Source organism: Agromyces sp. NPDC056523 (genome assembly GCF_042794545.1).
GTDB lineage: Bacteria > Actinomycetota > Actinomycetes > Actinomycetales > Microbacteriaceae > Agromyces.
The window spans coordinates 1-24,908 of sequence record NZ_JBHTTM010000003.1 but is presented as its reverse complement, the minus strand read 5'-3'; the positions used below and the strand labels follow the sequence as shown (position 1 = coordinate 24,908).

Genomic DNA, 24,908 nt, shown 5'->3' with positions numbered 1-24,908 from the left:
CGTCGCACGTCGTCGCGCCTACTCTGGCGGCGTGGCAGGTCAATGGATGTGGACCCAGGTCTCGAACATGGGCCCGAGTGCCCGTGTGGAGCCGTCGATCGCGTTCCATCCCGGAGACATGCGCGTCGTGCTCTTCGGCGGCCTCGTCAACGGCGGCTTCCTCCGCGACACGTGGGAATGGGACGGCGACCTCTGGTCGATGGCTCAGGACATCGGTCCCTCTGAACGGCACGACGCCGCGATGTCGGAGGCGTTCGACGGCACGGTGCTGCTGTTCGGTGGCCGACGCGGCGCCCAGGTGTTCGGCGACACCTGGCAGTGGAACGGCGAGACGTGGACGCAGGTCGAGGATTCCGGCCCTGGACCTCGCGGCGGGGCCGCACTCACACTCGATCGCGCGACCGGCCGTACGATCCTGTTCGGCGGCGACGGCGGAACGGACACCTGGCTCTGGGACGGCACGCGGTGGACGCAGCTGCAGGACGCGGGTCCGACGCTCGGGGAACCCAGGCTCGTCTTCGATGTCCCGTCGGGGACTCTGCTCCTGGTCGGCAGCATCACGCCGGCGCAGCCGTGGCGAACGTTCATGTTCGCGCAGGACACCTGGGTGCCCGTGAGCGACATGGGTCCGGCGTCGGTCGTGCGCTGCACCTTCTCGTCGCCAAAGGGGGCGGTCGCGTGCGACGACCACACCTGGCTGTGGGATGGCGCGCAGCGACGGTGGACACAGGTCCAGGACATGGGACCGAAGTCGGGCACGCTCGTCGGCACGTGGGATCCCGCTCGCAGTCGCGGCGTGGGGTTCGACGGCAACGCGGCCACGACGTGGCGGCTCACGGCCCCGAGCTGAGCGCGATCGACCGCATCGGCCGATCGGCCGAGGAAGGTCCGGCCTGCGGGCCGATGTGCGCCCCGTCGTCGGTCGCGAGCATCGAACCATGACCACCATCGCCGCGCCGAAGACCTCCGCCCCGCGCCGCCGCCCGCGCCTTCGCGGCTCCGGCTGGCTCCCCGTCGCCGGCCTGCTGCTCCTCAGCCTCGTGCCGATCGCCGCCGGCGCGTTCCGGTTCACCGAGCTGACGACGGGCGCGACCGTCACCGCCGACAACGCGCGGTTCTTCGCGTCGCCCGTCCCGATCCTCGCGCACATCGTGGGCTCGAGCGTGTTCCTCGTGCTCGGCGCGTTCCAGTTCGTGCCGTCGCTGCGGCGCCGGCGTTGGCATCGGTACGCGGGCCGGGTGCTGCTGCCCGCCGGTCTCGCGTCGGCCCTGTCGGGGATCTGGATGGCGTTCGGCGCCGACCTGCCCGCGAGCAACGGCATCGCGCTGCTCGTGATGCGCGTGGGCTTCGGCGCCGTCATGGTCGCGGGCCTCGTGATGGCCTTCGTGGCGGTCCGCCGCGGCGACATCCCGACGCACCGGGCCTGGATGATGCGTGCCTACGCGATCGGCATGGGCGCCGGCACGCAGGTCCTCATGTTCCTGCCGTGGACGATCGCGTTCGGGGCACCGGATGTCGCGACCCACGCCGTGCTCATGGGCGCCGGGTGGGTGATCAACCTCGCGGTCGCCGAGGTGGTGATCCGGCGCGCCCGTCGCTGCCGGGGCGGCGCGCGTCCGGCTCGCCGCCGCGCGGCCGCTCCTATCATGAGCGCATGACGAGCCCCGTCCGCGCGCTGTGGGATGCGCCATCCGCCGCCCCCGCGCCGCCGCGGCGGGTGTGGCGCGACTGGGTCCTCGTCGGCGTGATCCCGCCGCTTGCGTTCCTCGAGGCGGCGCTGCGACCGGATGTGCCGTGGCGGTGGCTCTGGGCGGTCGTGCTGGCGGCGCTCGTGCCGACGCTGCTGTGGCGTCGCATCCGCCCGCTGACGATGCTGGCGATCGCGTTCGCCGTCGGATCGGTGTTCGGCCTCGCGACCGGCGGCGACCCGCAGCTGTTCACCACGGCGTACTTCCTGATCCTGCTGTACGCCCTGACGCGCTGGGGCAGCGGTCGCGCGATGATCGGCGGCGGATTGATCGTCGCCGGCGGCATCCTCGTCTCGCTCGTGTACACGGCGCCGAACCCGAGCGACGTCATCGGCGGCATCGCGGTCGTGGTCATGACGAGCACGCTCGGCCTCGCGCTTCGCTGGCGGGCCGGCGAGCGGGCGCGCGAGCTCGATCGGGTGCGGTTTCTCGAGCGCGAGCAGCTCGCGCGCGACCTGCACGACACGGTTGCGCACCACGTGTCGGCGATCGCGATCCAGGCTCAGGCGGGTATCACGGTCGCCCCGACCACGCCGGAGGCCGCGACCGACGCGTTGCGCGTGATCGAGGGCGAGGCGTCGCGCACGCTCGACGAGATGCGGGCGATCGTGCGGGCGCTCCGGCGCGACGGTGAGACGACGGATGCGTCGGAGCTGGCGCCGACCCCAGGCGTCCCCGAGCTCCGTGCACTGGCGGATGGCGCGGGCCCGGCGGTTGACGTTCGCGTCGACGGCGACGCCGACGCGCTCCCACCCGCGGTCGCGGCGACCCTCTACCGCATCGCGCAGGAGGCGGTGACGAACGCGCGCCGTCACGCGCGCGGCGCCACGCGCGTCGACGTGCGCGTGCGAATGGACACGGCCGGGGTGCGACTCGATGTGCGCGACGACGGCGAGGGCGCGCCATCCGTTTCACCCGGCTTCGGCCTGACGGGGATGGCGGAGCGCGCCGCGCTGCTCGGCGGCACCTGTTCGGCGGGTCCGGCGCCGGGCGGCGGTTGGGCGGTCACCGCGCTGCTGCCGCGGACAGGATGGACGTCGTGACCATCCGGGTGCTCATCGCCGACGACCAGGATCTCGTGCGCACGGGGCTGCGCATGATCCTCGACGCGCAGCCCGGCATCGAGGTCGTCGGCGAGGCGCCCGACGGCGCCCAGGCGGTGGCGCTCGCGCGCGACATCCGCCCCGACGTGTGCCTCTTCGACATCAGGATGCCGGTCATGGACGGGCTGCAGGCGACCCGCGAGCTGGCCGGCCCGGATGTTGCGGACCCGATGCCCGTCGTCGTGATCACGACGTTCGACCTCGACGAGTACGTGTACGCGGCGCTGCGGGTGGGTGCGCGCGGGTTCCTGTTGAAGAACGCGGGGCCGGTGCTGCTCGCGGAGGCCGTGCAGGCCGCGGCGCGCGGCGACGCGCTCATCGACCCGAACGTGACCGTGCGGCTCATCGAGGCGTTCGCGGGGTCGGCGGCGCCGCGGTCCGGGCCGGGGCGCGGCGCCGAGCCATCCGCCCCCTCGACCCCGCTCACCGACCGCGAGGAGGACGTGCTCGCCGCGGTCGCGCGCGGCCTCGGCAACACCGAGATCGGACGCGAGCTGCACATCTCGCTCTCGACGGTCAAGACGCACATCGCGAGCCTCATGGCGAAGCTCGGCGTGCGGAACCGCGTCGAGCTCGCGATCTGGGCCGTCGAGCGCGACGCGGGCGGCGGGCGCTGATCGCGCTGACCGCGCGGGACAGCGCGGTCACCACTCGGCGCGGTTGCCCTCGCCGCAGGCGTTCACGTCGCTGCTCCAGTTCGCCGGCGCAGGCACGTACTGATGGCAGACCTCGCCGCCGAGGTAGACGGCGCCGTAGTCGCCCTCGTCCTCCTCGAGCTCGATCGACATGACGACGAACGGGCCGTCGGGGCCGGAGACGCGCTCGGTGTGCTTCGTGTTGCCGTCCCAGACCGTCAGGTCGAGCTGCACCTCGCAGATCGAACCGGTGAAGGCGGGACTGAAGTCGACGACGAGCGCCATCTGCTCATCGCGCGCCAGCGTGATCGTGCGCTCGGGGAAGTAGTCGTGCGGATTCCCGACCTCGTCGTAGACGTAGGCATCAGACGGGCCCTCGCCGACATGGATGTTCACGATCTCGGACTCGACTCCGGCACCGCGACCCGACGTCATGCGCACGAGCGTGCCCCTCGAGATCGGCTTGCACGTCTCGACCGACGTGAGGTCGGTGATGCGCACCGTGCCGGCCCGATTGCCGGTGAGGTACAGCGTGATCCGCCGCGGTCCTGAGACCTCACCGCGCTCGTTGTCCTCGAGCCAATCCACCTGCGCTTCGGCCGGCAGGTCGGCGAGTTCGGCGAGCTCGCTCGTCGAGAGCTCGGCGCCCGGTGAGAGCACGACGTCGTCCATGCGCGGCTCCGCGTCGACCCGGACGTCGACGGGGTCGCCCTGCGTGTTCACCGTCACCTCGAACCATCCGAAGCCCTGGCTCATCGCCCCGGCGAGGACGGTCGCGAGGGCCGCCGCTGCGACGCCTCCGACCCAGACCCCGGCTCGGCGCCCGATCGGTCGTCGCGGGTTCGTCGTCCCGCCGGTCTCGTTCGGCTGCTTGCGCTCGCCTTGTTCTGTGGACATGACCGCACCAGATCTCTCGGCTCGCGGTCGATGTTAGTGATGAGGTTTTCTCGCGTTATCCGGAGCGGCCCTGAGATCTGTCGAGTGACCCCTGACTCACCACGCCGAGCCGGCCCGCAGGGCGGCATCCACCACCGCATCGACCGGCCCGATCCACGCCGCGCCGTGGCCCGGGAGCAGCACCTGCGACGACGAGGTTCGAAGCCGCTCGAGCGAGGCGCGGGCGCGAGCGACGTCCTGATGGAACACCGACGGCAGGAGCTGCGGGCCGACGATCGTGGAGATGCCGTGGCGCGTCGCGAGGGAATCGCCGACGACGAGCACGCCCTCGTCCTCGAAGTCGAATGCGGTGTTCCCGGTCGTGTGACCCTCGACGAGCAGGACGCGCGGGTGCCCGGGGACGTCGGCCCTGCCGTCGCGCACCGGCAGGGCTTCCACCTCCGGGACGCCGAGCAGCGGCTTCCCGTCCAGCAGCGGGACGATGTCGAGCAACCACCGCGGCACGCCGCGGCGCCGCACCTGCCGCGCCAGCTGGCCGACGCCCGCCTGCTCCACGACCTCGCGGCGGACGTTCGCCAGCTCCGACGGATGTGCGAAGACCGGCGTGCCGAACGAGCTGGCGAGCCAAGCCGCGCCGCCGAGATGGTCGGCGTGCCCGTGGGTGAGCACGACCGCGGAGACGTCCTCGACGCGACATCCGATGGCCTGCAGTGAGGCGTTGAGCAGGTCGCGCTGGCCGACGTATCCCGAGTCGATGAGCGTGACGCCGTCGGGGCCGGCGTAGACAGCCCAGTTCACGTGCGGGGTGTGCACGAAGTGGACGTGGTCGCTGACGCGATCGACGCGGAACCCGCGCCGACGCGTTTCAGCGTGGCTCTCGGCGCCCACCATGCCCCCTACCGACCGGCGAGCCGTGACGATCGGCCCTGTCCATCAAGGCTATCGACCTGGTCGTACGCGTGGCGCGTCTCCGCCCGCCCGCGGAGTGACCTTCGTCACGGGCGTCCGCATGGCCTCGGCGTAGCGTGCTTCCGAGAGGCCATGAAGGGGGAGATCGCGATGAAGGTGCTGGTCGCCTACGCGAGCAAGTACGGCGCGACGGAGGGCATTGCGCGACGCATCGGCGAGACGTTGACCACACGCGGCCTGGACGTGGTCGTCGCGGCATGCAAGACGGTGAATGACGCATCCGGCTACGACGCATTCGTCGTGGGCTCGGCCGTGTACGAGTTCAACTGGCGCAAGGCCGCCAGGAAGTTCGTCGAGCGCAATGCCGAGGTGCTCGCTTCGAAGCCGACGTGGCTGTTCGCGAGCGGGCCGCTCGGTGCCGAGGACGTCCACAAGGACGGCAACCACGCACTGAAGGACTCGGCGCCCAAGCAGTTCGCGAAGTACGAGGATCTCGTCCACCCGCGGGGTACGACGGTGTTCCGGGGCGCATACGACCACGACAAGGTCAGCCGCGGCGACCGGTTCGTCGCCTGGTTGCCAGGCGTTCGCGACCTCATGGACGAGGGCGACTTCCGCGAGTGGGACGTGATCGACGCGTGGGCGACGGACATCGCCGACGAGCTGGAGGCGGCGGAGGCTCGCTCCTGACGGGCGAGCGGCTGGCGCGCGGCCGGAGCGCGCTTGTGAGACCGCCGCATCGCGCGCATGCTCGGAGCATGCGCGCCACCGCACCGCGGCGACGCTGGAGGACCTGCAGGCGCCGCACTGAGTGCAGGGTGGAAGTGCCGCGAATCCCGGGTTCGTGCGGGTGACACTGCAGAAACCCGGGACTCGCAACGCCGGGCTACGCCGCGGCGCGCTCCGAGTCGCCCGAGCGGCTCGCCGTGGCGAACACCTCGTCGGCGCGCTGCTCGGCGAGTTCCGTCTTCGTCGGCGCGAACACCCTGCGGATCACCAGGTCGAAGACTCGGTCGGGCAGCACCCGGCGCAGCCCGACGATGAACTTCGCACTCACGGGGGTCGCGTACCGCGTACGCGGACGTCCCGCCGTCACGGCCTTGGCGATCGTCGCGGCGACGACCTGCGGCTCGCTCGATGCCGATGACTGGTCGGCCGCCTCGAGCGTGCGCACCAGCGCCCGCGCCTGCGCGGCATAGGCCGTCGCGCCCGAGCGCTCCATGGCGCTGCGCCGCGAGATGCCGTTCCATTCGGTGCGGACGCCGCCCGGCTGGATGACCACGACGCGAATGCCGTGTGGCTCGAGCTCGACGCGGAGCGAGTCGCTTAGGCCTTCGACCGCGAACTTCGTGGCGTGGTACCACGCGCCGAGCGGCTCGTAGATGCGCCCGCCGATCGACGAGATGTTCACGATCGTGCCCGAGCGGCGTTCGCGCATGCCGGGCAGCACGAGCTGGGTGATGCGCGCGAGGCCGAACACGTTGACCTCGAACTGGCGCCTCGCCTCGTCGATCGGCACGTCTTCGAGGGCGCCGTACGAGCCGTAGCCGGCGTTGTTGACGAGCACGTCGATGCGCCCCTGCTCGGCGGTGATGCGGTCGATCGCGGCGCGGACGGACCCGTCATCCGTCACGTCCATGGCGATCGCGTGACCGCCCGCGTCGACGATCGCCGACATGCGATCGGCGCGCCGCGCGGCGCCGTAGACGATGAAGCCGCGGCGCAGCAGCTCGAGGGCGGTCTGCTCGCCGATGCCCGACGAGGCACCGGTCACCAGGGCGACCTGTCGTTCCATGTCAAACTTCCTAACCAGTTGGTTACTTCGGATGCTTCGAGTGAAGCACGTTCTCCCACGATTTGCAACTAACTGGTTATATACTCACAGGATGGCACGCAACGCTGATCGCACCCGCGCCCGGATCCTCGAGGCGGCGACCGCCGAGTTCTCGGCTCGCGGCATCGCGGGCGCCCGAGTCGATCGCATCGCGGACGCCGCCGAATGCAACAAGGCGCTGCTCTACTCGTACTTCGGCAACAAGGAGCAGCTCTTCGATGCCGTCTTCGCCGCGCTCGTGGCCCGGTTGGTCGCCGAGAACCCCCTCGACGCCGAGCATCTCGACCGGTACGCGGGCGAACTCGTCGACTCCTCCCTCGAGCGACCCGAGCTCGTCCGTCTCGCCCTATGGGACCGCCTCGAGCGCGGAGGCGCCGGCATGCGCTCCGACGACCTCTTGGCCACGGATGCCGCGAAGCTCGCCGCGATCGCCGACGCACAGGCATCCGGCACGATCTCGGACCGGTTCTCCCCCACCGAGATCCTCGCGCTCGTGCAGGTGCTCTCGTCGATCCTGCCGGTCCTGCTCGACGGCGCCTCCGACGCGAGGGTCCGCGACGTGGTGACGACCGCGGTCGCCCGTCTCCTCGACTGACGGCTCCCCCGCTATCCGCCGATGCAGTTCGGGTCGCCAGGCCCGTAGCAGCTGCCGCCTCCGCCGCCGTCGTCGGCCGGCGCGGGCGGCTGGTCCGGGATGAAGCGGTCCGCCGGAACCGGCACGGCGAACGCGACGATCAGCCCGAGGCATCCGACGATGCATGCCGTGACGATCAGCGCGGGCCGCCGGCTGATCGCGGCGAACACGACCGCGCCCACCAAGGCGCCGAGCGTGAGCGCCGCCGTGATCAGGTACCGGTCCCCGTCCACCGGTGTGACCTCCGGCTCCGAACCGAAGAGCGTGAAATAGACCTCGAAGGCCTGCCAGAGGAGAACGAGCGTGAGCAGTCCGCCGAGCGCGAGCAGCCCGCCCGCGATCCTCGCCGACGTGCGTCGTTCGCGGCTGAGGAACGCCACGGAGGACGCGATGCCGAGCGCGACGACGGCCGTGAGGATGCCCGCGTCGATCCACGCGATGCTGTTCGCGAAGATCGCCCCGAACCCGGCAACCGCCAGGCCGGGCAGGCTGCGCAGGACGGTCGCGATGAGCACCGCGACCGGTGCGGCGAGCAGGATCAGCGCCCAGCGCCCGGGCCGGCGCATCGACCGCAGCCCGAACTGCACCGCTGCGGTGAGCGCGATCCACGCGAGCAGGTTCGGGTCGGCGACCATGGCGACGAGTGGAAGCCACGCGTCGAACGAACCGAGCTCGTACGACGAGGCGACCAGCAGCAGCACGCCCACCAGCCGAAGCACCACGACGGATGCCACGAGCACGAGTGTCTCTTTGGCGCGCACTCGCAGGTCGAAGGTTGCGCGATCAGGAGCGACCGGTGCGTGCACACCAGCGTCGTGGGCGTCGGACAGGGCTCCGCTCATCCGCCCAGCATGTTCGGGGCGTGTGGCTCTCGCCACAGGGCTGGCCCTGAGCGGGCGCCGGGCCCAACGTCCCTGCTCGGTCGGCGACGCGAGGCTAGCCTCCCGCCATGACTGCTCCCGCAACCCCGCAGACCGACAAGTGGAACGTCTGGGCGATCGTCGCCATCATCACCGTGTGGTTCACGGTGATCCTCGGCCTCATCTTCGGCCACATCGCCCTGTCGCAGATCAAGAACACGGGCGAGCGCGGCCGCGGCCTCGCCCTCACCGCCGTGATCGTCGGCTGGCTCGCCGTGGTGGCGGGCGCCCTCACCGCAATGTTCATCCTGATCTTCGGCGGCATCGCCATCTCGAGCAGCGGCGCCTGAGGCCGGCCGCCACCCGCCGGGTGCAGCGAGTCCCGAGTTCCTGCGGGTCACACCGCAGGAACTCGGGACTCGCGTGCGGTTCAGCTCCTCGCGACCTGCTCGTCGCTCGCCTCGCCGCGCGCCGCCTCGGCACGACGTCGGCCGCGGCCGAAGCGGATCGTCAACGACGAGAGGACCACGGCCCACGCCAGGCCGATCCAGCCCCACGTCGTGCCCCAGCTGCCCAGGTGATCGGGGTAGACGATGCCGACGACGGCGAACCAGGCGGTCCCGAGCCCGACGAGGATGGTCATCGGACGCCAGCCCGGAAGACGCAGCGCGAGCAGCGCGGTCGCCAACGGAATCGCGAGCGCGAATGCCGCCTGGATCGGGTAGTGGTCGAAGACGTAGGTCTCATGCACCGGCGCAACGCCTTCGATCGCCGTGCCGATCATGTCCGTGGCGTAGACGATCGTCGGCGGAAGCGCGACGAGGGACATGGCGAGGTACGCGACGCGTGACGCGAGATGCGCCGGCTCGCGGAGTGGTCCCGCCAGGCCGGAGTCACCACCGGAGTCGGTTCGCAGGGGCGACAGCACGAGGACGGCGGCAGTCGGGACGAGCAGGCCCACGACGACCAGCAGTTGCAGCGGCTGGCCTGACGCGATCCCGGCGACGAGGACCGCCGTTCCCGCCGCACCCGTGAGCAATGCCGCCGAGCTCCAGTCCGGACGCGCACCGAGGAAGCAGAACGGCAGTCCGGCGAAGAACGTGAACAGCACACCCCACCCGGTTTCGATCAGGTAGCCGGCGTAGAACTCGGGTCGAGCCTGCATGGTCAGCGGAACGGTCAGGTCGACCAGCCCGAAGAAGAGCACCAGTAGGAACCCGCCGGTGACCCATCCGATCACCCTGATCGCATTCGACCGCCAACCGAGCTTCGCCATGGCCCCACCTTGTCTCGGTCGGGGATCACTTCACGACCCCAATTCACGGGTGATCACGGCATCGGATGGCGCGGGCTGCCTCGAGGGCCGTCGTTCGTGTCCCGTCAGCTGGTAGCAACGGCATCCACAGCATCGAGAAGGTGAACAAGGCCACCTTGGGCCACACCGAACGACGTCTGGCGCACCGATCTTGCAGCTTCGGAGTCGTTACTGGCCTGCACTGTGTCCCACGCATGCTGCAATGCTGTTGCCGAAGCGAGCGTGCTTCGTGCGCCGCTCATCGTCTGGTATGCGTCAAGCGCACCGATCGCGCGAGCAGCGAGCAACATATCGCCCGATGCGACGGCTGAGGGCACGAGCCGTTCCAGCGCGCCTCCTTGTCCGAGACGATCGCCAACCAAGGCCGACCGACGGAGGGAGTCGATGAGAAGTCCGACCGCTTTCGGGGGCGCACCCGTTGTCAGTTCCACGGCCGCCTCCACACGAAGTACGGCAGCGACCGCCTTCTGGTCGTCATCTTCCACGCGATCAGCCATGACGTCCTGCGCTATCGTCCGAGCGTCCTCCCACTCTTCGTCGGCGACCAAGGCCTCGGCGAGATCCGTCCGAGCCATCGCCACTCCCCATTTGTCGTCCATCGAGGAGAAAGTTTGGATTGCCTCGTTCTGGGCCCGGATGGCGGCTTCGATGTCGCCACTCGCGGCCAGCGTGAGGCCACGGTTATTGAGATTCATGCCGTACCACAATCGCCAGCGCTTGTGCTGCGTCCGCAGATTGATCTCTTCGGCGAGCGCGATCAGGCGAAGCGCCTCGTCGTAGTCACCTCGAGCGCGCCGAAGCAGACTGAGGTTGTTGAATGAGCCTGCGGTAAGACCCTCTTCACCTTCCTCCTTCCTGATCTGCAATGCAGTCGTATGCGATGCTTCGGCTGCGGCGAAGTCAGCCAAGTTGTACGCGTAGTTCCCGGCGTCGTTGAACAGCTGGGATCGAAGGATTCGATCCTCGCGAGTTGCGCCGACGGGGTCTCCGAGCTCGAGCACGCCGTTCGCGAGGTCCAGACCCCGCTGGAACTGGCTCGTTCGATAGAAGTAGGGCCACAGCGTCGTCATCAATCGCACCGCGAGCCGTGTCTCTTTCGCCCGCACCGCCCAGTCGAGCGCCGCGCGCACGTTGTCTGCCTCGGGCCTGAGCTCACCGACCCACCCGGCCCAATCGTCGCCCTTTGTGACGGCCTCGACGTGGTCGATGAGGTACTTCATGAGCCGCCGATAGGCTGCGCTGCTGCCGCGCTTACCCTCCCCGGCGAAGTCAGCGATGGCCTGATGCAGGGCGAATCGACCACGAGCATCCGGAGGTTCTACGAGTCCTTGTTGGGTGATGGCATCGAAATGATCCGGTTTCTTGACCACGTGCTTCGCCGCTTCCCGCGAGAACGTGTTCGCCTTCGGCGGGAACACGGCGAGCGCTGCCAAGGACAGTCGCTGCTCGGGCGTGAGCCGATTCGTCGACAACTCGATGACTGCGCGAAGAGTCGCCTCCTTCAAGCGGGGCAGACGATCATCGTCCAAGTAGTCGTCGACCTTGAGCTTGAGCGTCGTGCCGGCAGCAGACAGCTCACGAAGGTATTCCACTCCGGCTTCACTCCCACCGCGCGATGAGGTCACGTACAGGACGGTGCCTACCACAGTCAGCGTCAGCGGTAGACCCGCGATGTGTTCGAGGACCGCGTCGAGTTCTGGGCCGAACTTCGCGTGCGCTCCAGGGCAGTGGAGTTCGAGGAGTTCGATGGACTCGGAGTACGTCAAGTCGGGCACGTAGTAGGCGGGTTGAGTGAATCGGTGCCCCACATCCGGAATGCGGGTAGTGAGGACGCGGCGACAGTCTGTTCCGATGCGCTTGAACAGCCGCGCATCGTCTTCAAGCCACACGTCGTCGAATACGAGCAGCATGCGCCGATCACCGATCGCCGCGCTGGCGAGGCCTGCGAGCGCGGCGTCGTCCTGACGGCTTACCGCGTCTCCGACCCGATCCGGACTGACTCCGAGCACACGGCACCACTCTGAGATTCTGTGCCGCCAGTGCGACAGACCTGATCCCTCGGGATCTCCGACGGCGAGCCACAGGATTCCGTCGTTGAACTCTCGTTCGACGCGTGGCTCCTTCGCCAACTGGACCGCAAGCGCTGTTTTCCCGACGCCCGGCAATCCGGAAAGAAACACGACATCGGACCCACCGCGCAGTCGCTTGATCGCGTCCCTGATGAGCCCTTCTCTCCCGACCAGCCCACCCTCTGGTGCTGCCGGAAGTCCACTCCTGAGTACCGGATGCTGCTCCCCATGCTCGTCTGGTCGGGGTTCGAGTTCGACTTCCTGCCATGATGCCGACCCGTCGTCATCCTGAATGAGCGAGAGGAGTTCCGGGTCCTCGGCGAGTCTGGTGATCGGGAGTGCCCACAGTTCCAGCCGGCTTGGATCGGTGGGGCTCGGGTCTGCGATGGTGACCCCGAGAAGCACAGAATCGGCATCGTCGTGGTCGATGGCCGAGAGCACGGCGGCGCCCGAGAGACCTGCCCACGAGCTGTCCAATCGAGACTCCGAACCGATCGAGTGGCGAACCGAGATCACGATCGAAGTGCCCTTCCAGTGGGTGAAGGGAGAAATCTCCCCCTCGAACTGCCTGGACTCGCGACGCGTTTTCCCATCGTTCCGGTTGGCATCGAGGCTGGGAAATCCGACCCCCGTGCATTCAACGGTTGACCCGCCGGTGATTCGGGCCCATGCAATCTCGTCGTCGAGGTCCAGTCCGTCGCCATCCACGATCTGCAGGACGGCTGCATCGAAATCGTCGTCGGCCCTCGGCCAGATCACGCGCGCATGTCGGAATCGCGCATTCGGACCGGCAGGATCGAATGCCCCCTTCTCCGGCGGGAGGGATCGGACCCTAACAGGGAAGTCCGTATCGCGCGCTGCCTCCGCGACATCTTGCGAGGGTGGTCGTGCAGGCTCGACTGTCGGCAACTCGGAGCCGTCGACGACGTGCTTCGCGGTGAGGACCAAGTGCGGCGTGAGCGCGAATCCCGAGCCGATCTTGCCGCGCCCTGGAACCCATATCTCGATGATGCGCTGTGGTGAAATGTGCATCAGCCACTCCAATAGGCGACTACTCGACTTCTCCGGCGTTGCCAGCGATGACGACCGATTGAGGGTCCGCATCCGGGCTGAGGAGCTTCGGTTCCATCTGGAGCGTCACACGGTGGGTGCGCTGATGAACGGTGGATGCCTTGGCGCCGACCGACACGACGCCGAGTCGCACACCGCCCTCAAGCCCAGCGTCACGAATGACCGCGATCTCCAGTTCTACCGCCGCCTCGGTGACGTGAAAGCCGATTCCCTGACGTGGGGCGCGCTCGAGCGCGCGACTGAGTTCGCTTCGAAGCGCCTCTACCGTCTCACCGATGCTCGCAAGTTGCTCGTCCATCTCATCCCCCTCCGCACTCGGATTGTGCCCCTCATTGGGCACCCGAAGATACGAAGCATTCGGGCCTCAGGAATAGACTCCTGACCAGTTTCGCGCGTGAACATGAGGAGGCGTGAGCCCCATTCGAGGGGTTTGTCCAGTGTTCGATTCGCGCGCAGGTGCGAAGAGATGATGCAAGAAGGCGAGGCCGCGCTCACGCCGAACGCCCGCCCCCGACAGAACGGGAGCGGGCGTCCGGTCGGATCGCTCTGAGTGGATTACGCGGCGTTGGGCAGCGACACCGTCGCGTTCGGCACGGATGCCACGACGAACCCGCCGTCCGCGGCATCCACCCGCACCGCCTCGCCGTCGCCCAGGGCGCCGGTGACGAAGAGGTCGGCGATGCGGTCGTCGATCTCGCGCTGGATCAGGCGACGCAGCGGACGGGCACCGTACTCGGGCTCGTAGCCGCGCTCCGCGAGGAGCGCCACCGCGGCATCCGTCACCTCGAAGCCGATCTCGCGAGCCGCGAGCCGCGCGCCGGTCGCGCCCAGCATCAGCCGAACGATCGACGCGATCTCCGAAGCCGACAGCTTCTGGAACAGCACGATCTCATCGATGCGGTTCAGGAACTCCGGCCGCATGGCCTCGCGCACCTTGCCCATCACGCGAGCCCGCACGTCATCCGAAGACGAGAACCCCGAGCCATCCGTCGACGCCACGAAGCCGAGCGCACCCGACCGCGACGCGAGGAACTCCGAACCGAGGTTCGAGGTCATGATGACCACCGTGTTGCGGAAGTCGACCGTGCGACCCTGGCCGTCGGTCAGGCGTCCGTCGTCGAGCACCTGCAGCAGCAGGTTGAAGACGTCGGGGTGCGCCTTCTCGATCTCGTCGAACAGCACGATCGAGTACGGGTTGCGCCGCACGCGCTCGGTGAGCTGGCCGGCCTCGTCGTAGCCGACGTATCCGGGAGGGGCACCGACGAGCCGCGACACGGTGTGCCGTTCGCCGAACTCGCTCATGTCGAAGCGGATGATCGCGCCCTCGTCGTCGAACAGCGACGACGCCAGCGCCCGCGCCAGCTCGGTCTTGCCGACGCCGGTCGGTCCGAGGAACAGGAACGAGCCGACGGGCCGGCGCGCGTCGCCCATGCCGGTGCGGTTGCGGCGCACCGAGCGCGCGACGGCGGTGACCGCGTCATCCTGCCCGATGACCCGAGCGTGCAGCTCGCCCTCGAGGTTCGCGAGGCGCTCGCGCTCCCCCTCGGTGACGCGGTTGACCGGGATGCCGGTGGCCCGCGAGATCACCGCGGCGATCTGCGCCTCGTCGACCGTCGTCGAGGCGGCGGCTGCGTCATCCGTCGAACCGGATGTCGCGACGCGACCCTGCGCGGCCGCCTTCTCGGTCGCCTCGTCCAGCCGCTCCTGCACCTTCGAGATCTCGTCGCGGATGCGCGACGCCTCCTCGTAGTGCTCGGCACGGACGGCCGCGTTCTTGTCGGCCTCCAGCTCGGCCAAGCGAGAGATCAGCCCCGAGACATCCACCTTCACGCCCAGCTTGAGGCGCAGGCGCGCCCCGGCCTGGTCGATGAGGTCGATGGCCTTGTCGGGCAGCACGCGGTCGGTGAGGTACCGGGCGCTGAGCTCGACGGCGGCACGGAGGGCGTCGTCGGTGTAGGTGACGCCGTGGTGCTCCTCGTACGCGGGGCGCAGGCCCTGCAGGATGAGCACGGAGTCCTCGATGGACGGCTCGCCGACCTTCACCGGCTGGAACCGGCGCTCGAGCGCGGGGTCCTTCTCGATGGTGCGGTACTCCTTGAGCGTGGTCGCACCCACGAGGTGCAGCTCGCCGCGGGCGAGGCGAGGCTTCAGGATGTTGCCCGCGTCCATGCCGCCCTCACCGGCACCGCCGGCGCCGACGACCGTGTGCACCTCGTCGATGAACACGATGAGCTCGCCCTTGTGTTCGGCGATCTCCTCCATCGTCTTGGTGAGGCGCTCCTCGAAGTCGCCGCGGTAGCGGGTGCCGGCGAGCATGCCGGGCAGGTCGAGCGCGACGACCCGCTTGCCGAGCAGCGCCTCGGGCACGTTCTCCTCGACGATCGCGCGGGCCAGGCCCTCGACGATCGCGGTCTTGCCGACGCCGGCCTCGCCGATCAGCACGGGGTTGTTCTTCGTGCGGCGGCTGAGGATCTCGATGGTCTGCTCGATCTCGTCGGCACGGCCGATCACGGGGTCGAGCTCGCCGTTCATGGCGCGCTCGGTGAGGTCCATCCCGAACTTGTCGAGCATCGGCGTGCTCGACGCCTGTGCGCCCTCCGCGGATTGAGGAGGCGCCCCAGCGCCGTCTCGAAGCCCCTCGGTCTGCTCAAGGTGCTCCCCCAGCCCCGCGGCAAGTGCGTCGGCCGTGACTCCGGCCCGCGCCAGCACTTGCCCCGCCGGCGCATCCTGCCCCAGCACAAGCGCGAAGAAGAGATGCTCGGGGTCGATGTACGTCGACCCGCTCGAGCGTGCGACCTGGTACGCGTGGAACAGCGCGCGGCTCGCGCTCGGCGTGATCATGGCCGAGTTGACGTCGGCGGTGTCGGATGCCGCGGGCAGCCGCGCCTCGGTCGCCGTGATGATGCGCTCGGGACTCGCGCCGACGCGCGTGATCGCCTGCGCGACGGACTCGTCCTCGACGATGACACGCAGGATGTGCAGTGCGTCGAGCTCGGTCTGCCCGCGCTCGAGCGCGAAGCGTCCGGCGCGCTGCAGGATGCTCTGGGTCCGCGAGGTCAGGAACCGGCTGAGGTCGATCGACCGGGCCTGCCTGGCCTGCTCACCCGCGAGGTAGCGGGCGAGGAACTCGTCGAACGAGCTCGCGGCGGCCTCGTTGAAGTTGTCGGGCACCTAGGTCCTCCTGAGGGAACTTGAGTTGGGTACGCTCAAGTTCAACGCACTCGACCGAGGACTATTCCCGACAGGCCGCTCGGTTCCCGCAACGTTCGGCGGGCACTTCGAGTGTGCGCGGGGGGATCCGCTTACAGGCATCCACTCATGGACCGTCACGAACTCGTAAGTCGTTACCGCGAGCGCTCTCCCGGCTGAAAGAGAAGTTAGCGCGTGCGGGTGCGGGTGCGGGTGCCGAGAACCTTCCCCAGCGTTATGGCAATGTCAAATTCCCGATCCCAAGTAAGCGCGACGAGATCGTCGTACTCAGCCTCCGGACGGAGCAGATTGAGTACGTCAGCTTCGAATACTGAACCCGATTCTGCAAGCCCGAGCACTTCGTCGCGAAAGCGACGGTACTTCTCGCGCGAGCGGAATATGACCGAGTAGTCCCCGCCTACGAGTTCTCCAACAGAAACATCCCACTTCGATTCAAGCGTGATGAGCGCGTTGGCGATGTCGTCGGCGTTGAAGGGCTCGATGAACAGCTCCGCACCCGTCGCTTCGCGCGCTGGATCCAGCGGGAGCGTATCGTTCCAGACCACCGAGAGGTGGCGCTCGACCCCGATCTCTTCGCGAACTGATGGGTCGAACGCCAAGTAGTCAGTGTTCAGATATCGGCGCATGCTGCGAATGATCCAGAGGATCGGGGCGTTGATTAGATTCGTCCGCAGCGAGTCGTAGTCTTCGCCATACACTGCTGCTCGGATGCTTGTCAGAAGCTCTTCGCAGTGGTAGTCCTTGCAGAATCGAAACAGGTGAGCCGACTGCCGTGGCAGACCATCCCAGAGCGACCCCTGTGGGAGAGGCAGATCAGCCAGAATATTCTCGAAGTCGCGCATAAGTTTCGGCTTAGCGGCTGATGACACCAGAGCGTCGTCATGCTCGTCCCACGCCCCGGCGCCTTCGTAGTCGAACTTCGCCTTGCACAGCGAGAAGACAACGGCCTGCGCGCAAGCGTTGAACAGTTCCTCACTCGCCTCGTATGAGATCTCACAGTGATAATTGAGGTTGTACCGACTCAGATCCTCCTCCGCGACCCGCTCGAAGACGTATTTTGCCGACAGGACGTCCCGGGCAGCACGGTCGAGGACTCGCTCAACCTCAGCGGACGACGCGCCAGTGGGCACTTCATTCGGACGCATCTCATCGGCGCTCTCCGCGATTGTCGAATCGAGCCGCTGAAGCATCACTCGGAGAAGGCCGCGCACGGTCTCCACGCGAAGCCGCTGCGCCGCATCTTGAAGCAACATCCGCTCAACGATCGGGTCGAGATCCGCGAGGAACGGGTAGCGGTCGCGAATGAGCGCGTGCCGCCTCCCGCGGGCATTCTGCTTTGTGAACATCTCGGTGATGACGAGCCCGAGCGCGAAGACGTCCGCCGGCTTGCCGACGCCCTGCGCGTTGCTCTTCAGCATCTGTTCCGGGGCGAGATAGTTCCGGTTCGCCAAGAGATCGTCGCGCTTCGTGAGCACGGAGTCTCTGAAGTGCGCGATGCCGAAGTCGGCGAGAACGAGGCGGCGCGCGTCCGGGTCGACGAGGACATTCTCGGGCTTGATATCTCGATGCACCATGCCGTCCCCGTGCACATGCGCGAGTGCCTCGCAGAGCTGGCGCATGTAGACGAGCAACACGTCGGGATCGATTTCGTCGTTGATCACGTCGCGTAACGTCATCGGATAGAAGTCCATGACGTAGTAGTAGAACTTCACGTCCTCCGAGTACGCGTGGATCCTCACGACGTTCGGGTGTCTGGTCATCTGGCCGTATTCGATCTCCTGCTCAAAACGCCTGTTGCGGGCGGAACCCTCCCTGAGATCCTTTTCGATCCGCTTAACCGCGAACACCTCGCCGTCGAGCTTCCGGTGAACCTTCCAGACCACTGCTGACCCGCCCTGCCCAAGGGATGATTCGGGCTCGTACACGGCTCCATCGATAAGGAACGGCTCCTGTTTCGGCATGGTCCCACGCTAGCGATGCTTCTCAGGCGTCTACGGCGACGAATGGCCCGGGTACACGGACATCGAGGGGACAGGATCCGCAGAAGTCTGCCGAACCGTCCCCCCGAAGTCCCGCACTCGCCCTGGGCGGGGTGGATCGCGAACCCGTGCGCTCTGAGAGCCGACGACATCAGAGGTCTCAGTATCGTGGATGACGAACTACCGGGCGGCTCGGGATCACTCATCATCCAGCTGTATGCCGACGCCTGAAGGCGACCGTGCTGCATCTGTGCTTCATGCCGGAGCAGTCCGCCACGCGGCGATTCGCTGGGCGTATCGAACGACACAACGGCGTGAGGCTCTAGCGCATCCCTCAGGAGGCAGGATGCGACGGACGACCACCGACGGTGCGCTCGAAGCACCCCGTGTAGCCGGATGGGTTCTCGGGTTGAATCGACCCGCGATGCGGTGAAGCAGGATGCCACCATCGTCTCGTGCACGACGACATCTCTCGCGATGGCGCTGCGGACTCCGGACTCCGGACTCCGGACGGTCACGAAATGGGGGGCAAAGATCGGTGCAAGCGATACGCGAACAGGCACGTCAAGGTTGGTCTCGGGCGCGCCGGGGTCTCGCGCTAATGGCGTTCCGCCCCGGTTCGACCCGTTACTCTGACGCGCCGGACGACTGCGGAGGTTAGTGCCGGATCTGTTGGCGGCGGTGCTTACCTTCCGAGCGTCATGCCAGAAAGCCGATAGTGTCGCGTCGTGGAGTCGCTTCTCAAAGACGATGTCGCCCTGATTGTGCTGTCTGAGGCAGTCGATGCCGGTGCGTCCAGACACGCCCGAGGCCATCTCTTTGAACGCTTCTGCGCACGTCTTCTCGAATCGTTCGGGTACGAGGATGTGAAGAGCGAAGACGCAAATGTCACCAGCGAGGGCATTGAGATTGATTTTGTCGCGAGGCACAAGCTCACCAGGAAGCCTGCCCTCGTAGAGTGCAAGGCCTACTCGTCCGCGGTTGCTGCGAAGGAGATGCTGGCGTTCGTTGGGAAGCTCAGCGCCGAGCGTCATGCGCAGAAGGACCTTGAGGGCTACTTCATCTGTTTGCCGCGACTGACGAGCCAGGGGGTCGAGAAAGCGAAGTCCATCGAGGAGCATGACCAGTCATTCCACTACTTGTCGGCCACGGCAGTGTACGAACTGCTCGTCGACGCGAAGATACTCGGGGCGGAGCCTGCTGAAGTCGGCTCCGCCATCGTCTCCGATCGTCTCGTCGCGATTACGGAGCATGGCGTGTACAGCGCCGCGAAGCGATTGGACCCGGTGTCGCGGGTTCCGACGGAGGTGTTGATCTGGGGCCCTGGTGTGGATGTGCCCGACCCTGCAGTGGAGCTAATACGAACCTCGGATTACGCCGGGGGTTTGTCATGCCGAGCGCTCTCGAAGTCGGGCGCGTCAGTGGCCGTCGGCCGGGGTGAGGTTGCTGAGGACATTCTTATCGAGGTGCGAGGCGGCAGTAGCGACTTCGAGTATCAGTTGCCCGCATCGCCGAAGTACTTTGTCGGTCGTCGTGATGTGCTCCACTCGCTGGCCACCGCTCTGGACGAGGGCTCACGGGTTATGGTGATAAATGCGCAGTCCGGATGGGGGAAGAGCTCGCTTGCTCTCCGGCTGCGGCGGGTCATTGAAGCCGATGCGGGCGTTGGCTTGGTCTTCGACAGTCGAACCGTGTCACGGACCTCCTACGTCGCCTCCGCTTTGCGCAAAGCGGCCGAGGCTGCTTCGAAGGCAGGTGTGCTGACGGTCACCGAGGATGCGTCTTGGGCCAGCCTCGCAAGCGCCATGCGAACCTTGGCGGCGTCCCGCTGGGCAGCCCCTTCGCGCCGGCTGCTCGTGATCTTCGACCAGTTCGAAAACGTCTTCCGTGACGAGAACCTGACTCGTGACTTCAGAGATCTGGCTCTGCTCGCCTCGGACGCAGCCTTCCCGATCGTGATCGGATTCGCCTGGAAGACAGACGTTGTCGGCTGGACCGAGGGGTACCCCTACCAGTTGAGAGACGAGATCCGCCAGTCGGCGCGGATCGTCAATCTAAGCCCACTAGGTCCGAGCGAGATCGGGACGCTTTTGTCTCGACTCGAAAAGGAACTCGGCAGCAAACTACGCTCCGACCTGAAGGTGAAGCTTCGTGAGTATTCGCAGGGTCTGCCGTGGTTGATGAAGAAGCTTGCGAGCCACGTCCTTGACGAGACGAGGCGTGGCATTTCGCAGGACGATCTGGTTTCGGAAGCACTGAATGTCCAACGGCTATTCGAGAACGACCTGCAGGCTCTACAGCCGGGCGAACGGGAAGCGCTCAACTGGGTCGCAAAGTTCGCGCCGGTGCTGCTCTCAGAGGCACTTGAGCGTTTCCCGGCTGGCATCGTTCAATCGCTTCTCGATCGACGACTCATCGTGCAGGTTGGTGAGCGACTCGACACGTACTGGGACATCTTCCGCGACTATCTGACGACCGGGCGAGTGCCGATCGAGGATGCGTACACCCTTCGCGTGAGCGTGAACTCGGTCGGCCGCTTGCTCCAGACTCTGCTCGACGTCGGCGGGTCCGCTGACGTGGGCGTTCTCGCTGACTTGTTGGGGTGGGCTGAGCCAGCCCTCTTCAACGCGGTGCGTGACGCGCGAGTCTTGGGCCTCGTCCGAAGCGGGTCCAGACGAGTAGAGGTTCTCGTCGGGAACGGCGAAGACGAGGATCCGGAAGACGCTATCCGGGCACGAGTAAGCGTTGCGCTCAAGCGTCATCGCGTCTACAGCGCGTACCAATCACTGAATGAGCGGCTCGAGGGAAACGTCACGATCTCCGAGCTAGCTTCTCGTCTGCCTGTTCTGTTCCCCGCGATCACGGCGGCGCCGAACACTTGGAACATCTATGCCACGGTCTTCGCAAAGTGGTTTGACTACGCCGGGTTGGTATCGCTTGAGGGTACAACTCTGAAGCCCGTCGCGCTCGCTCCCTCCGTATTGATCCTGGACCCAAGCGGGACCAGTCGCGGCTCGAAGGTCTTCCCGCAACGTGCGCCCGATCCAGCACTGCGATTTCTCGAGCGGCTGTCCGGCGCGTCTGACCAGATGCTCCCGGCGTCTGAGACCCCCTCGTCCAATGTCGTGGATCTGATCGCACTTGGCTTGGTAGAGCGGGATCGGTCAGGGTACTACCGCCTCCTCAGGCCCGAGATTGTCGATGACGGACATTACTCACCCGCCGAACTGCTGTCGACGATCAAGGCCGTCCCGGGCGGTACAGAGTCGCTCGCTCTGCTTGAGGCAGACCCACGGGAGTCCGGCTCCAAGATCGGCGAAGTTCTCCGGGCCGCTCAGAACACATCTTGGTCCGAGGGAACGGTCGAGGTTGCGGGGAAGCAGTTCCGCGCATGGGCCAACCGGGCAGGAGTCTTTACTGGCAAGGGAGCGCGGCGAACTCGTCGTCAGAGCGCGGTTTCTTCAGGAGAGACAAGCTAGCCACACCTGCAGATCCTCATGGCGAGCCTCGTCGGATCGGCGATATCGCTGCCTGCATCGGCGACGCGTGGAAGCCGAGCGCGGGCTCGGAGCATCCGACCCTGCAGTTGCTCGGGTGCCGAACAAGACTTGTCTGACACCAGCAGCCGGTCGGCGAGCTTGTCGACGAAGAACCGGTCGTGCGAGACCACGATCACTGCGCCGGGGAAGTGGGTGAGCGCGCGCTCCATCACCTGGGTGGAGGTGATGTCGAGGTGGTTCGTGGGCTCGTCGAGCACGATCACCGCGGCGCCGGAGAGCAGGCACTGGGCGATCGTGACGCGAGCGTGCTGGCCGCCGGAGAGGGTGCCGATCTTCTGCTGCAGGTCGGTCTCCGAGAACTGCAGCATCGACAGGAATCGGTTCACGCTCTTCTTCGTCGCCGTGAACGCCAGCGAGTCCGGTAGGCGTTCACCGCGTGGCCGACGGTGTCATCGAGATCCAGTTCGGCGTACACTCGGTTGTACGAGATGAACCCGACCCGCTTCGCCCAACGGACGGTCCCGGCATCCGCGGGTCTCAGGAACCGGACTCGATCAACTCCTTCAGCTTCTCGTCGTCGATCGCGTTGATGAAGCCGGTCCGTTGCCGCTCCTTGGCCTTCTTGTCTTTCTCGAGCTTCGCTTTCACCTTCGCATCGCTTGCATCCTCGATCTCCTTCGAGAGTGCGTCGATCTCCTCCGCGAGCTCTGACGCCTGCTTCACCATCAGTGCGTCCGAATATGACGAGAACACCCTCTCGGTGAGCTTCGGGAGGTCCGGAGCCTTGGCGGACGGTGCGAGGAATCTCGAGACGAGATCCGCTGAGACCGATGCCGGCTTCCACTTCTTCAGTTTCGGATCTGCCTCGCCGTCGATCGAGATGACTGCGTACGGCCAAGGCCCCTCGACGACGTCACCCGTCTGGAACTTCTTGATCACCTTCCCATCTTGTCTCCAAGCTCCGTCAGAGGCGTGCCGTAATGAGGCATCGTCACGGAAGACGTAGAAGTCGAGGTCCTCGACCTGCACTTTCTCCTGCTTTCCCTGATTCACCGAGTTCTGATATCCGTCGTTGCTCGTGTATCCGACCATGACCGATGAGCCGTTGGCCCCGGTGCTTTTCACGGGGTATTCGTCGGGCGTCACCACTAGGAACCCCGCTTGGGCGAGCGGGCGTCCGGGCTGGTTGATCGTGAGGTCGCCACCCATGATTGTCCCGCTGTTGCCGTCAATCGAGTGGTTGAGCAGGCCGACTGTCAGGTCCGAGATGGCGCCTCCGACTCCCACGATCGCTTGCGCGGCGGCAGCACCACCGGGTCCGAACGCCAAGCCGCCGACCAGCACAGGCAGCTTCAAGATGTTCTGCGTGGCGTCGCTCCACGCCTTCCAGACCTCCTCCGGGAAGTAGTCGAACTTCAACCAGACACCGATCTCGAGTGTGCGGGCCGTCTCCGCTGGTGAGTAGTACATGACGGCGCTGCCAACCTCACCGTCGGACATGTTCGGGTGAGAGCGGGCTTTCACTTTCTTCCCCCACCAGTTCATCGACTTCGGGGCTTCCGCGCCATCTTCGCGATCCTTCGCGTACGACATCACCAGCAGCTCACCTCTCGCGCGAGTCATGTCGCCGACATAGAGACTCTCGACTACCGCCTTGAATGGCAGCCCCTTCCCGATCGGAGTGAAGGCTGCAACCTCCTCCTCGTCCTCTTCTTCACGTTCCGGCTCGGCGCCGGCGGCGGTGGCGGGCCTAACCCGGGCGCGGCTCGAATTATCCTTCGGCGACGCCTTTCCGCCGTCCCGGACGACGACGGACCTGGCCGGCACATCCTTCACGATGTAGGACAGTTTGTGGTGCTTGCCCGCCCAGGTCGGGCTCAGGAGCGAACCTGAGGTCGTGGCGTCGAATCTGTCGCGGACCATAGCTACCCCCAGCTGTCACGCAGTTGGGTTCAGGGTGCTACCGGATCGGCGGGTGCGCAACACCCCGGTAGGGGGGTGATCGCGGTGCGACCAGGAGCCCGCGTCGACCCCTGCCCCGGTCGGCAGACTCCGTTGCCGTGGCCGGCGAAGTCGACGAGGCCTTCCTGGAGCAGCTTGCCGAGGGTGCGGCGGATGTCTCCGTCGTTGGTGCAGGCGAACGGCTTCCCGGTGGTGCGGTGATAATCCGCTTGAGGACCATCTTCTGCGGTGCGGGGAGCGGGTGGCATCGTGGAGGATGACGTCGACCTGGTTGCCGTGGCAGGCGAGGGCTTAGTCGACGCACGGTCGGATACGACTTGGGGATCTACGTCCTGCCCAACCGGTACTGGCATGTCACCGCCCCTAAGTCCTTCTCGTTCAGCAAACCTCGGCCCGATCGGCGCTCGAGCTTGGTGCACCACGACGAAGCTTCGACCACGACCTCGGCAAGAACGAATCCGGCGTCGACGACACCCGGCGGGTGATGCGTCACCTCGTCGAGCATGGCAGTGGTGGCCTGCGACGATCATCGTCCACACATCGAACCCGGTCGGCCGCCGACGGCTGGTGGAGACCGCCCATCATGACGGGCCAGCCGGGATGTCGGTGCACGTCGGCGTGTACCATCCGTGAGGTTTTGGTGGCGCCGTCAGCTCTCCTGCTGACTCTCCTGCGGGTCGGTTCCGTCGCCCGGAGCTTCGACCCAGTCCGACCCCGCCCCACCTCCGCCCGGATCGTATCCTCCGCCCGAGCCCGGGTTCGAGTTCCCTGCTGAGCCGCGGCCGCCGCCGCGGCCCTCGCTCGGATCGAGCACGTGTTTGCCATCCATTCGCGGCCTCTCGCTTTCGACGGTCAGTCTCGCACCGGCCATCGCCGCCGCATACCTCCAATGAGAGGGAGGGCTTCGGGACCGCCAGGAGGGGAAGGTTCATGTTCGCTCGAGCTCACCGCCGCCGTGACCTACTCACCACCGCCTGGTCCGCGATCGAGGTGTCGATCCCAAGAAACATCGTCGCGATCACCAGCAGCCTCTCGTCATGCTCGCCGTCCTCGCCGGCGTGACCTGGGCAGTCCCGCGGGCCAATGATGAACCGCCCCGGGTTCAATGGAGGGTTTCTTGTGCCATTTGAAGGGTTTCAGATGGCGGGCTTTGACGGAAGTAGGTCGCTTCGGCTTCCGCGG

The 24,908-nt window shown here is 66.8% G+C and carries 19 protein-coding genes; 8 read left to right on the top strand and 11 right to left on the bottom strand.

Annotation, left to right across the window (positions count from 1 at the left end):
* Window positions 1-31: 31 nt before the first annotated feature.
* From ACFQ58_RS10990 to ACFQ58_RS10975, 4 genes are all read left to right on the top strand, one after another.
* Window positions 32-850, top strand: coding sequence for a hypothetical protein (locus ACFQ58_RS10990; RefSeq protein WP_376951146.1), 819 nt, complete (start codon window positions 32-34; stop codon window positions 848-850).
* Between the two features lie 88 nt (window positions 851-938).
* The gene (locus ACFQ58_RS10985; protein ID WP_376951145.1) at window positions 939-1,658 is read left to right on the top strand and encodes a DUF2306 domain-containing protein; all 720 of its coding nucleotides are present in this window, start codon (window positions 939-941) and stop codon (window positions 1,656-1,658) included.
* Window positions 1,655-2,791 carry a sensor histidine kinase gene (locus tag ACFQ58_RS10980; RefSeq protein ID WP_376951144.1) on the top strand — a complete coding sequence of 379 codons (1,137 nt, stop codon included), beginning with the start codon at window positions 1,655-1,657 and terminating at the stop codon, window positions 2,789-2,791. The genes ACFQ58_RS10985 and ACFQ58_RS10980 overlap by 4 nt, the downstream gene beginning before the upstream one ends.
* Complete coding sequence (locus ACFQ58_RS10975) at window positions 2,788-3,468, top strand: response regulator (RefSeq protein ID WP_376951143.1); 681 nt, start codon at window positions 2,788-2,790, stop codon at window positions 3,466-3,468. Before ACFQ58_RS10980 ends, ACFQ58_RS10975 begins: the two co-directional genes overlap by 4 nt.
* Before the next feature lie 27 nt (window positions 3,469-3,495).
* Here the strand turns inward: ACFQ58_RS10975 and ACFQ58_RS10970 are convergent, their stop codons facing one another.
* Entirely contained in the window at window positions 3,496-4,383 is an 888-nt protein-coding gene (locus ACFQ58_RS10970; protein ID WP_376951142.1) for a hypothetical protein, read from the bottom strand.
* 96 nt (window positions 4,384-4,479) lie between these two features.
* Entirely contained in the window at window positions 4,480-5,274 is a 795-nt protein-coding gene (locus ACFQ58_RS10965) for an MBL fold metallo-hydrolase (protein WP_376951141.1), read from the bottom strand.
* Window positions 5,275-5,424: 150 nt separating this feature from the next.
* Between ACFQ58_RS10965 and ACFQ58_RS10960 the strand changes: the two genes are divergently transcribed.
* Window positions 5,425-5,982, top strand: coding sequence for a flavodoxin domain-containing protein (locus ACFQ58_RS10960; protein ID WP_376951140.1), 558 nt, complete (start codon window positions 5,425-5,427; stop codon window positions 5,980-5,982).
* A 196-nt stretch (window positions 5,983-6,178) separates the two neighbouring features.
* Here ACFQ58_RS10960 and ACFQ58_RS10955 read toward each other — a convergent pair whose 3' ends face one another.
* Complete coding sequence (locus tag ACFQ58_RS10955) at window positions 6,179-7,087, bottom strand: oxidoreductase (protein ID WP_376951139.1); 909 nt, start codon at window positions 7,085-7,087, stop codon at window positions 6,179-6,181.
* A gap of 91 nt (window positions 7,088-7,178) precedes the next feature.
* On the opposite strand from ACFQ58_RS10955, the gene ACFQ58_RS10950 reads away from it, so the two are divergent.
* The gene (locus ACFQ58_RS10950) at window positions 7,179-7,721 is read left to right on the top strand and encodes a TetR family transcriptional regulator (RefSeq protein ID WP_376951138.1); all 543 of its coding nucleotides are present in this window, start codon (window positions 7,179-7,181) and stop codon (window positions 7,719-7,721) included.
* A gap of 11 nt (window positions 7,722-7,732) precedes the next feature.
* On the opposite strand, the gene ACFQ58_RS10945 is transcribed toward ACFQ58_RS10950, so the two are convergent.
* Window positions 7,733-8,602, bottom strand: a complete 870-nt coding sequence (locus tag ACFQ58_RS10945) for a hypothetical protein (protein WP_376951137.1) — start codon at window positions 8,600-8,602, stop codon at window positions 7,733-7,735.
* 107 nt (window positions 8,603-8,709) lie between these two features.
* Here ACFQ58_RS10945 and ACFQ58_RS10940 point away from each other — a divergent pair, with 107 nt between their 5' ends.
* Entirely contained in the window at window positions 8,710-8,970 is a 261-nt protein-coding gene (locus ACFQ58_RS10940) for a DUF4190 domain-containing protein (RefSeq protein ID WP_376951136.1), read from the top strand.
* Between the two features lie 80 nt (window positions 8,971-9,050).
* On the opposite strand, the gene ACFQ58_RS10935 is transcribed toward ACFQ58_RS10940, so the two are convergent.
* From ACFQ58_RS10935 to ACFQ58_RS10915, 5 genes are all read right to left on the bottom strand, one after another.
* On the bottom strand, window positions 9,051-9,896 hold the full coding sequence (locus tag ACFQ58_RS10935; protein ID WP_376951135.1) for a hypothetical protein: 846 nt from the start codon (window positions 9,894-9,896) through the stop codon (window positions 9,051-9,053).
* Window positions 9,897-10,000: 104 nt separating this feature from the next.
* Complete coding sequence (locus ACFQ58_RS10930; protein ID WP_376951134.1) at window positions 10,001-13,036, bottom strand: NB-ARC domain-containing protein; 3,036 nt, start codon at window positions 13,034-13,036, stop codon at window positions 10,001-10,003.
* A 19-nt stretch (window positions 13,037-13,055) separates the two neighbouring features.
* Window positions 13,056-13,373, bottom strand: a complete 318-nt coding sequence (locus ACFQ58_RS10925) for a trypco2 family protein (protein WP_376951133.1) — start codon at window positions 13,371-13,373, stop codon at window positions 13,056-13,058.
* A gap of 257 nt (window positions 13,374-13,630) precedes the next feature.
* The gene (locus tag ACFQ58_RS10920) at window positions 13,631-16,246 is read right to left on the bottom strand and encodes an ATP-dependent Clp protease ATP-binding subunit (RefSeq protein WP_376951132.1); all 2,616 of its coding nucleotides are present in this window, start codon (window positions 16,244-16,246) and stop codon (window positions 13,631-13,633) included.
* 206 nt (window positions 16,247-16,452) lie between these two features.
* The gene (locus ACFQ58_RS10915; RefSeq protein ID WP_376951131.1) at window positions 16,453-18,246 is read right to left on the bottom strand and encodes a serine/threonine-protein kinase; all 1,794 of its coding nucleotides are present in this window, start codon (window positions 18,244-18,246) and stop codon (window positions 16,453-16,455) included.
* Window positions 18,247-18,992: 746 nt separating this feature from the next.
* Here ACFQ58_RS10915 and ACFQ58_RS10910 point away from each other — a divergent pair.
* Window positions 18,993-21,743, top strand: coding sequence for a restriction endonuclease (locus tag ACFQ58_RS10910; protein ID WP_376951130.1), 2,751 nt, complete (start codon window positions 18,993-18,995; stop codon window positions 21,741-21,743).
* Here ACFQ58_RS10910 and ACFQ58_RS10905 read toward each other — a convergent pair.
* Together ACFQ58_RS10905 and ACFQ58_RS10900 are read right to left on the bottom strand one after the other, a co-directional pair.
* The gene (locus tag ACFQ58_RS10905) at window positions 21,740-22,150 is read right to left on the bottom strand and encodes an ATP-binding cassette domain-containing protein (RefSeq protein WP_376951129.1); all 411 of its coding nucleotides are present in this window, start codon (window positions 22,148-22,150) and stop codon (window positions 21,740-21,742) included. The two genes, ACFQ58_RS10910 and ACFQ58_RS10905, sit on opposite strands and share 4 nt — an antisense overlap.
* Before the next feature lie 151 nt (window positions 22,151-22,301).
* Window positions 22,302-23,687, bottom strand: coding sequence for a hypothetical protein (locus ACFQ58_RS10900; RefSeq protein ID WP_376951128.1), 1,386 nt, complete (start codon window positions 23,685-23,687; stop codon window positions 22,302-22,304).
* Window positions 23,688-24,908 lie beyond the last annotated feature (1,221 nt).

Excerpts from the sequence above, each read along its gene's own strand:
- ACFQ58_RS10985 (WP_376951145.1), top strand. The coding sequence starts at position 939 with ATGACCACCATCGCCGCGCCGAAGACCTCCGCCCCGCGCCGCCGCCCG.
- ACFQ58_RS10940 (WP_376951136.1), top strand. The coding sequence starts at position 8,710 with ATGACTGCTCCCGCAACCCCGCAGACCGACAAGTGGAACGTCTGGGCG.
- ACFQ58_RS10945 (WP_376951137.1), bottom strand. The coding sequence starts at position 8,602 with ATGAGCGGAGCCCTGTCCGACGCCCACGACGCTGGTGTGCACGCACCG.
- ACFQ58_RS10930 (WP_376951134.1), bottom strand. The coding sequence starts at position 13,036 with ATGCACATTTCACCACAGCGCATCATCGAGATATGGGTTCCAGGGCGC.
- ACFQ58_RS10950 (WP_376951138.1), top strand. The coding sequence starts at position 7,179 with ATGGCACGCAACGCTGATCGCACCCGCGCCCGGATCCTCGAGGCGGCG.
- ACFQ58_RS10980 (WP_376951144.1), top strand. The coding sequence starts at position 1,655 with ATGACGAGCCCCGTCCGCGCGCTGTGGGATGCGCCATCCGCCGCCCCC.
- ACFQ58_RS10935 (WP_376951135.1), bottom strand. The coding sequence starts at position 9,896 with ATGGCGAAGCTCGGTTGGCGGTCGAATGCGATCAGGGTGATCGGATGG.
- ACFQ58_RS10900 (WP_376951128.1), bottom strand. The coding sequence starts at position 23,687 with ATGGTCCGCGACAGATTCGACGCCACGACCTCAGGTTCGCTCCTGAGC.
- ACFQ58_RS10955 (WP_376951139.1), bottom strand. The coding sequence starts at position 7,087 with ATGGAACGACAGGTCGCCCTGGTGACCGGTGCCTCGTCGGGCATCGGC.
- ACFQ58_RS10925 (WP_376951133.1), bottom strand. The coding sequence starts at position 13,373 with ATGGACGAGCAACTTGCGAGCATCGGTGAGACGGTAGAGGCGCTTCGA.
- ACFQ58_RS10915 (WP_376951131.1), bottom strand. The coding sequence starts at position 18,246 with ATGCCGAAACAGGAGCCGTTCCTTATCGATGGAGCCGTGTACGAGCCC.
- ACFQ58_RS10965 (WP_376951141.1), bottom strand. The coding sequence starts at position 5,274 with ATGGTGGGCGCCGAGAGCCACGCTGAAACGCGTCGGCGCGGGTTCCGC.
- ACFQ58_RS10970 (WP_376951142.1), bottom strand. The coding sequence starts at position 4,383 with ATGTCCACAGAACAAGGCGAGCGCAAGCAGCCGAACGAGACCGGCGGG.
- ACFQ58_RS10960 (WP_376951140.1), top strand. The coding sequence starts at position 5,425 with ATGAAGGGGGAGATCGCGATGAAGGTGCTGGTCGCCTACGCGAGCAAG.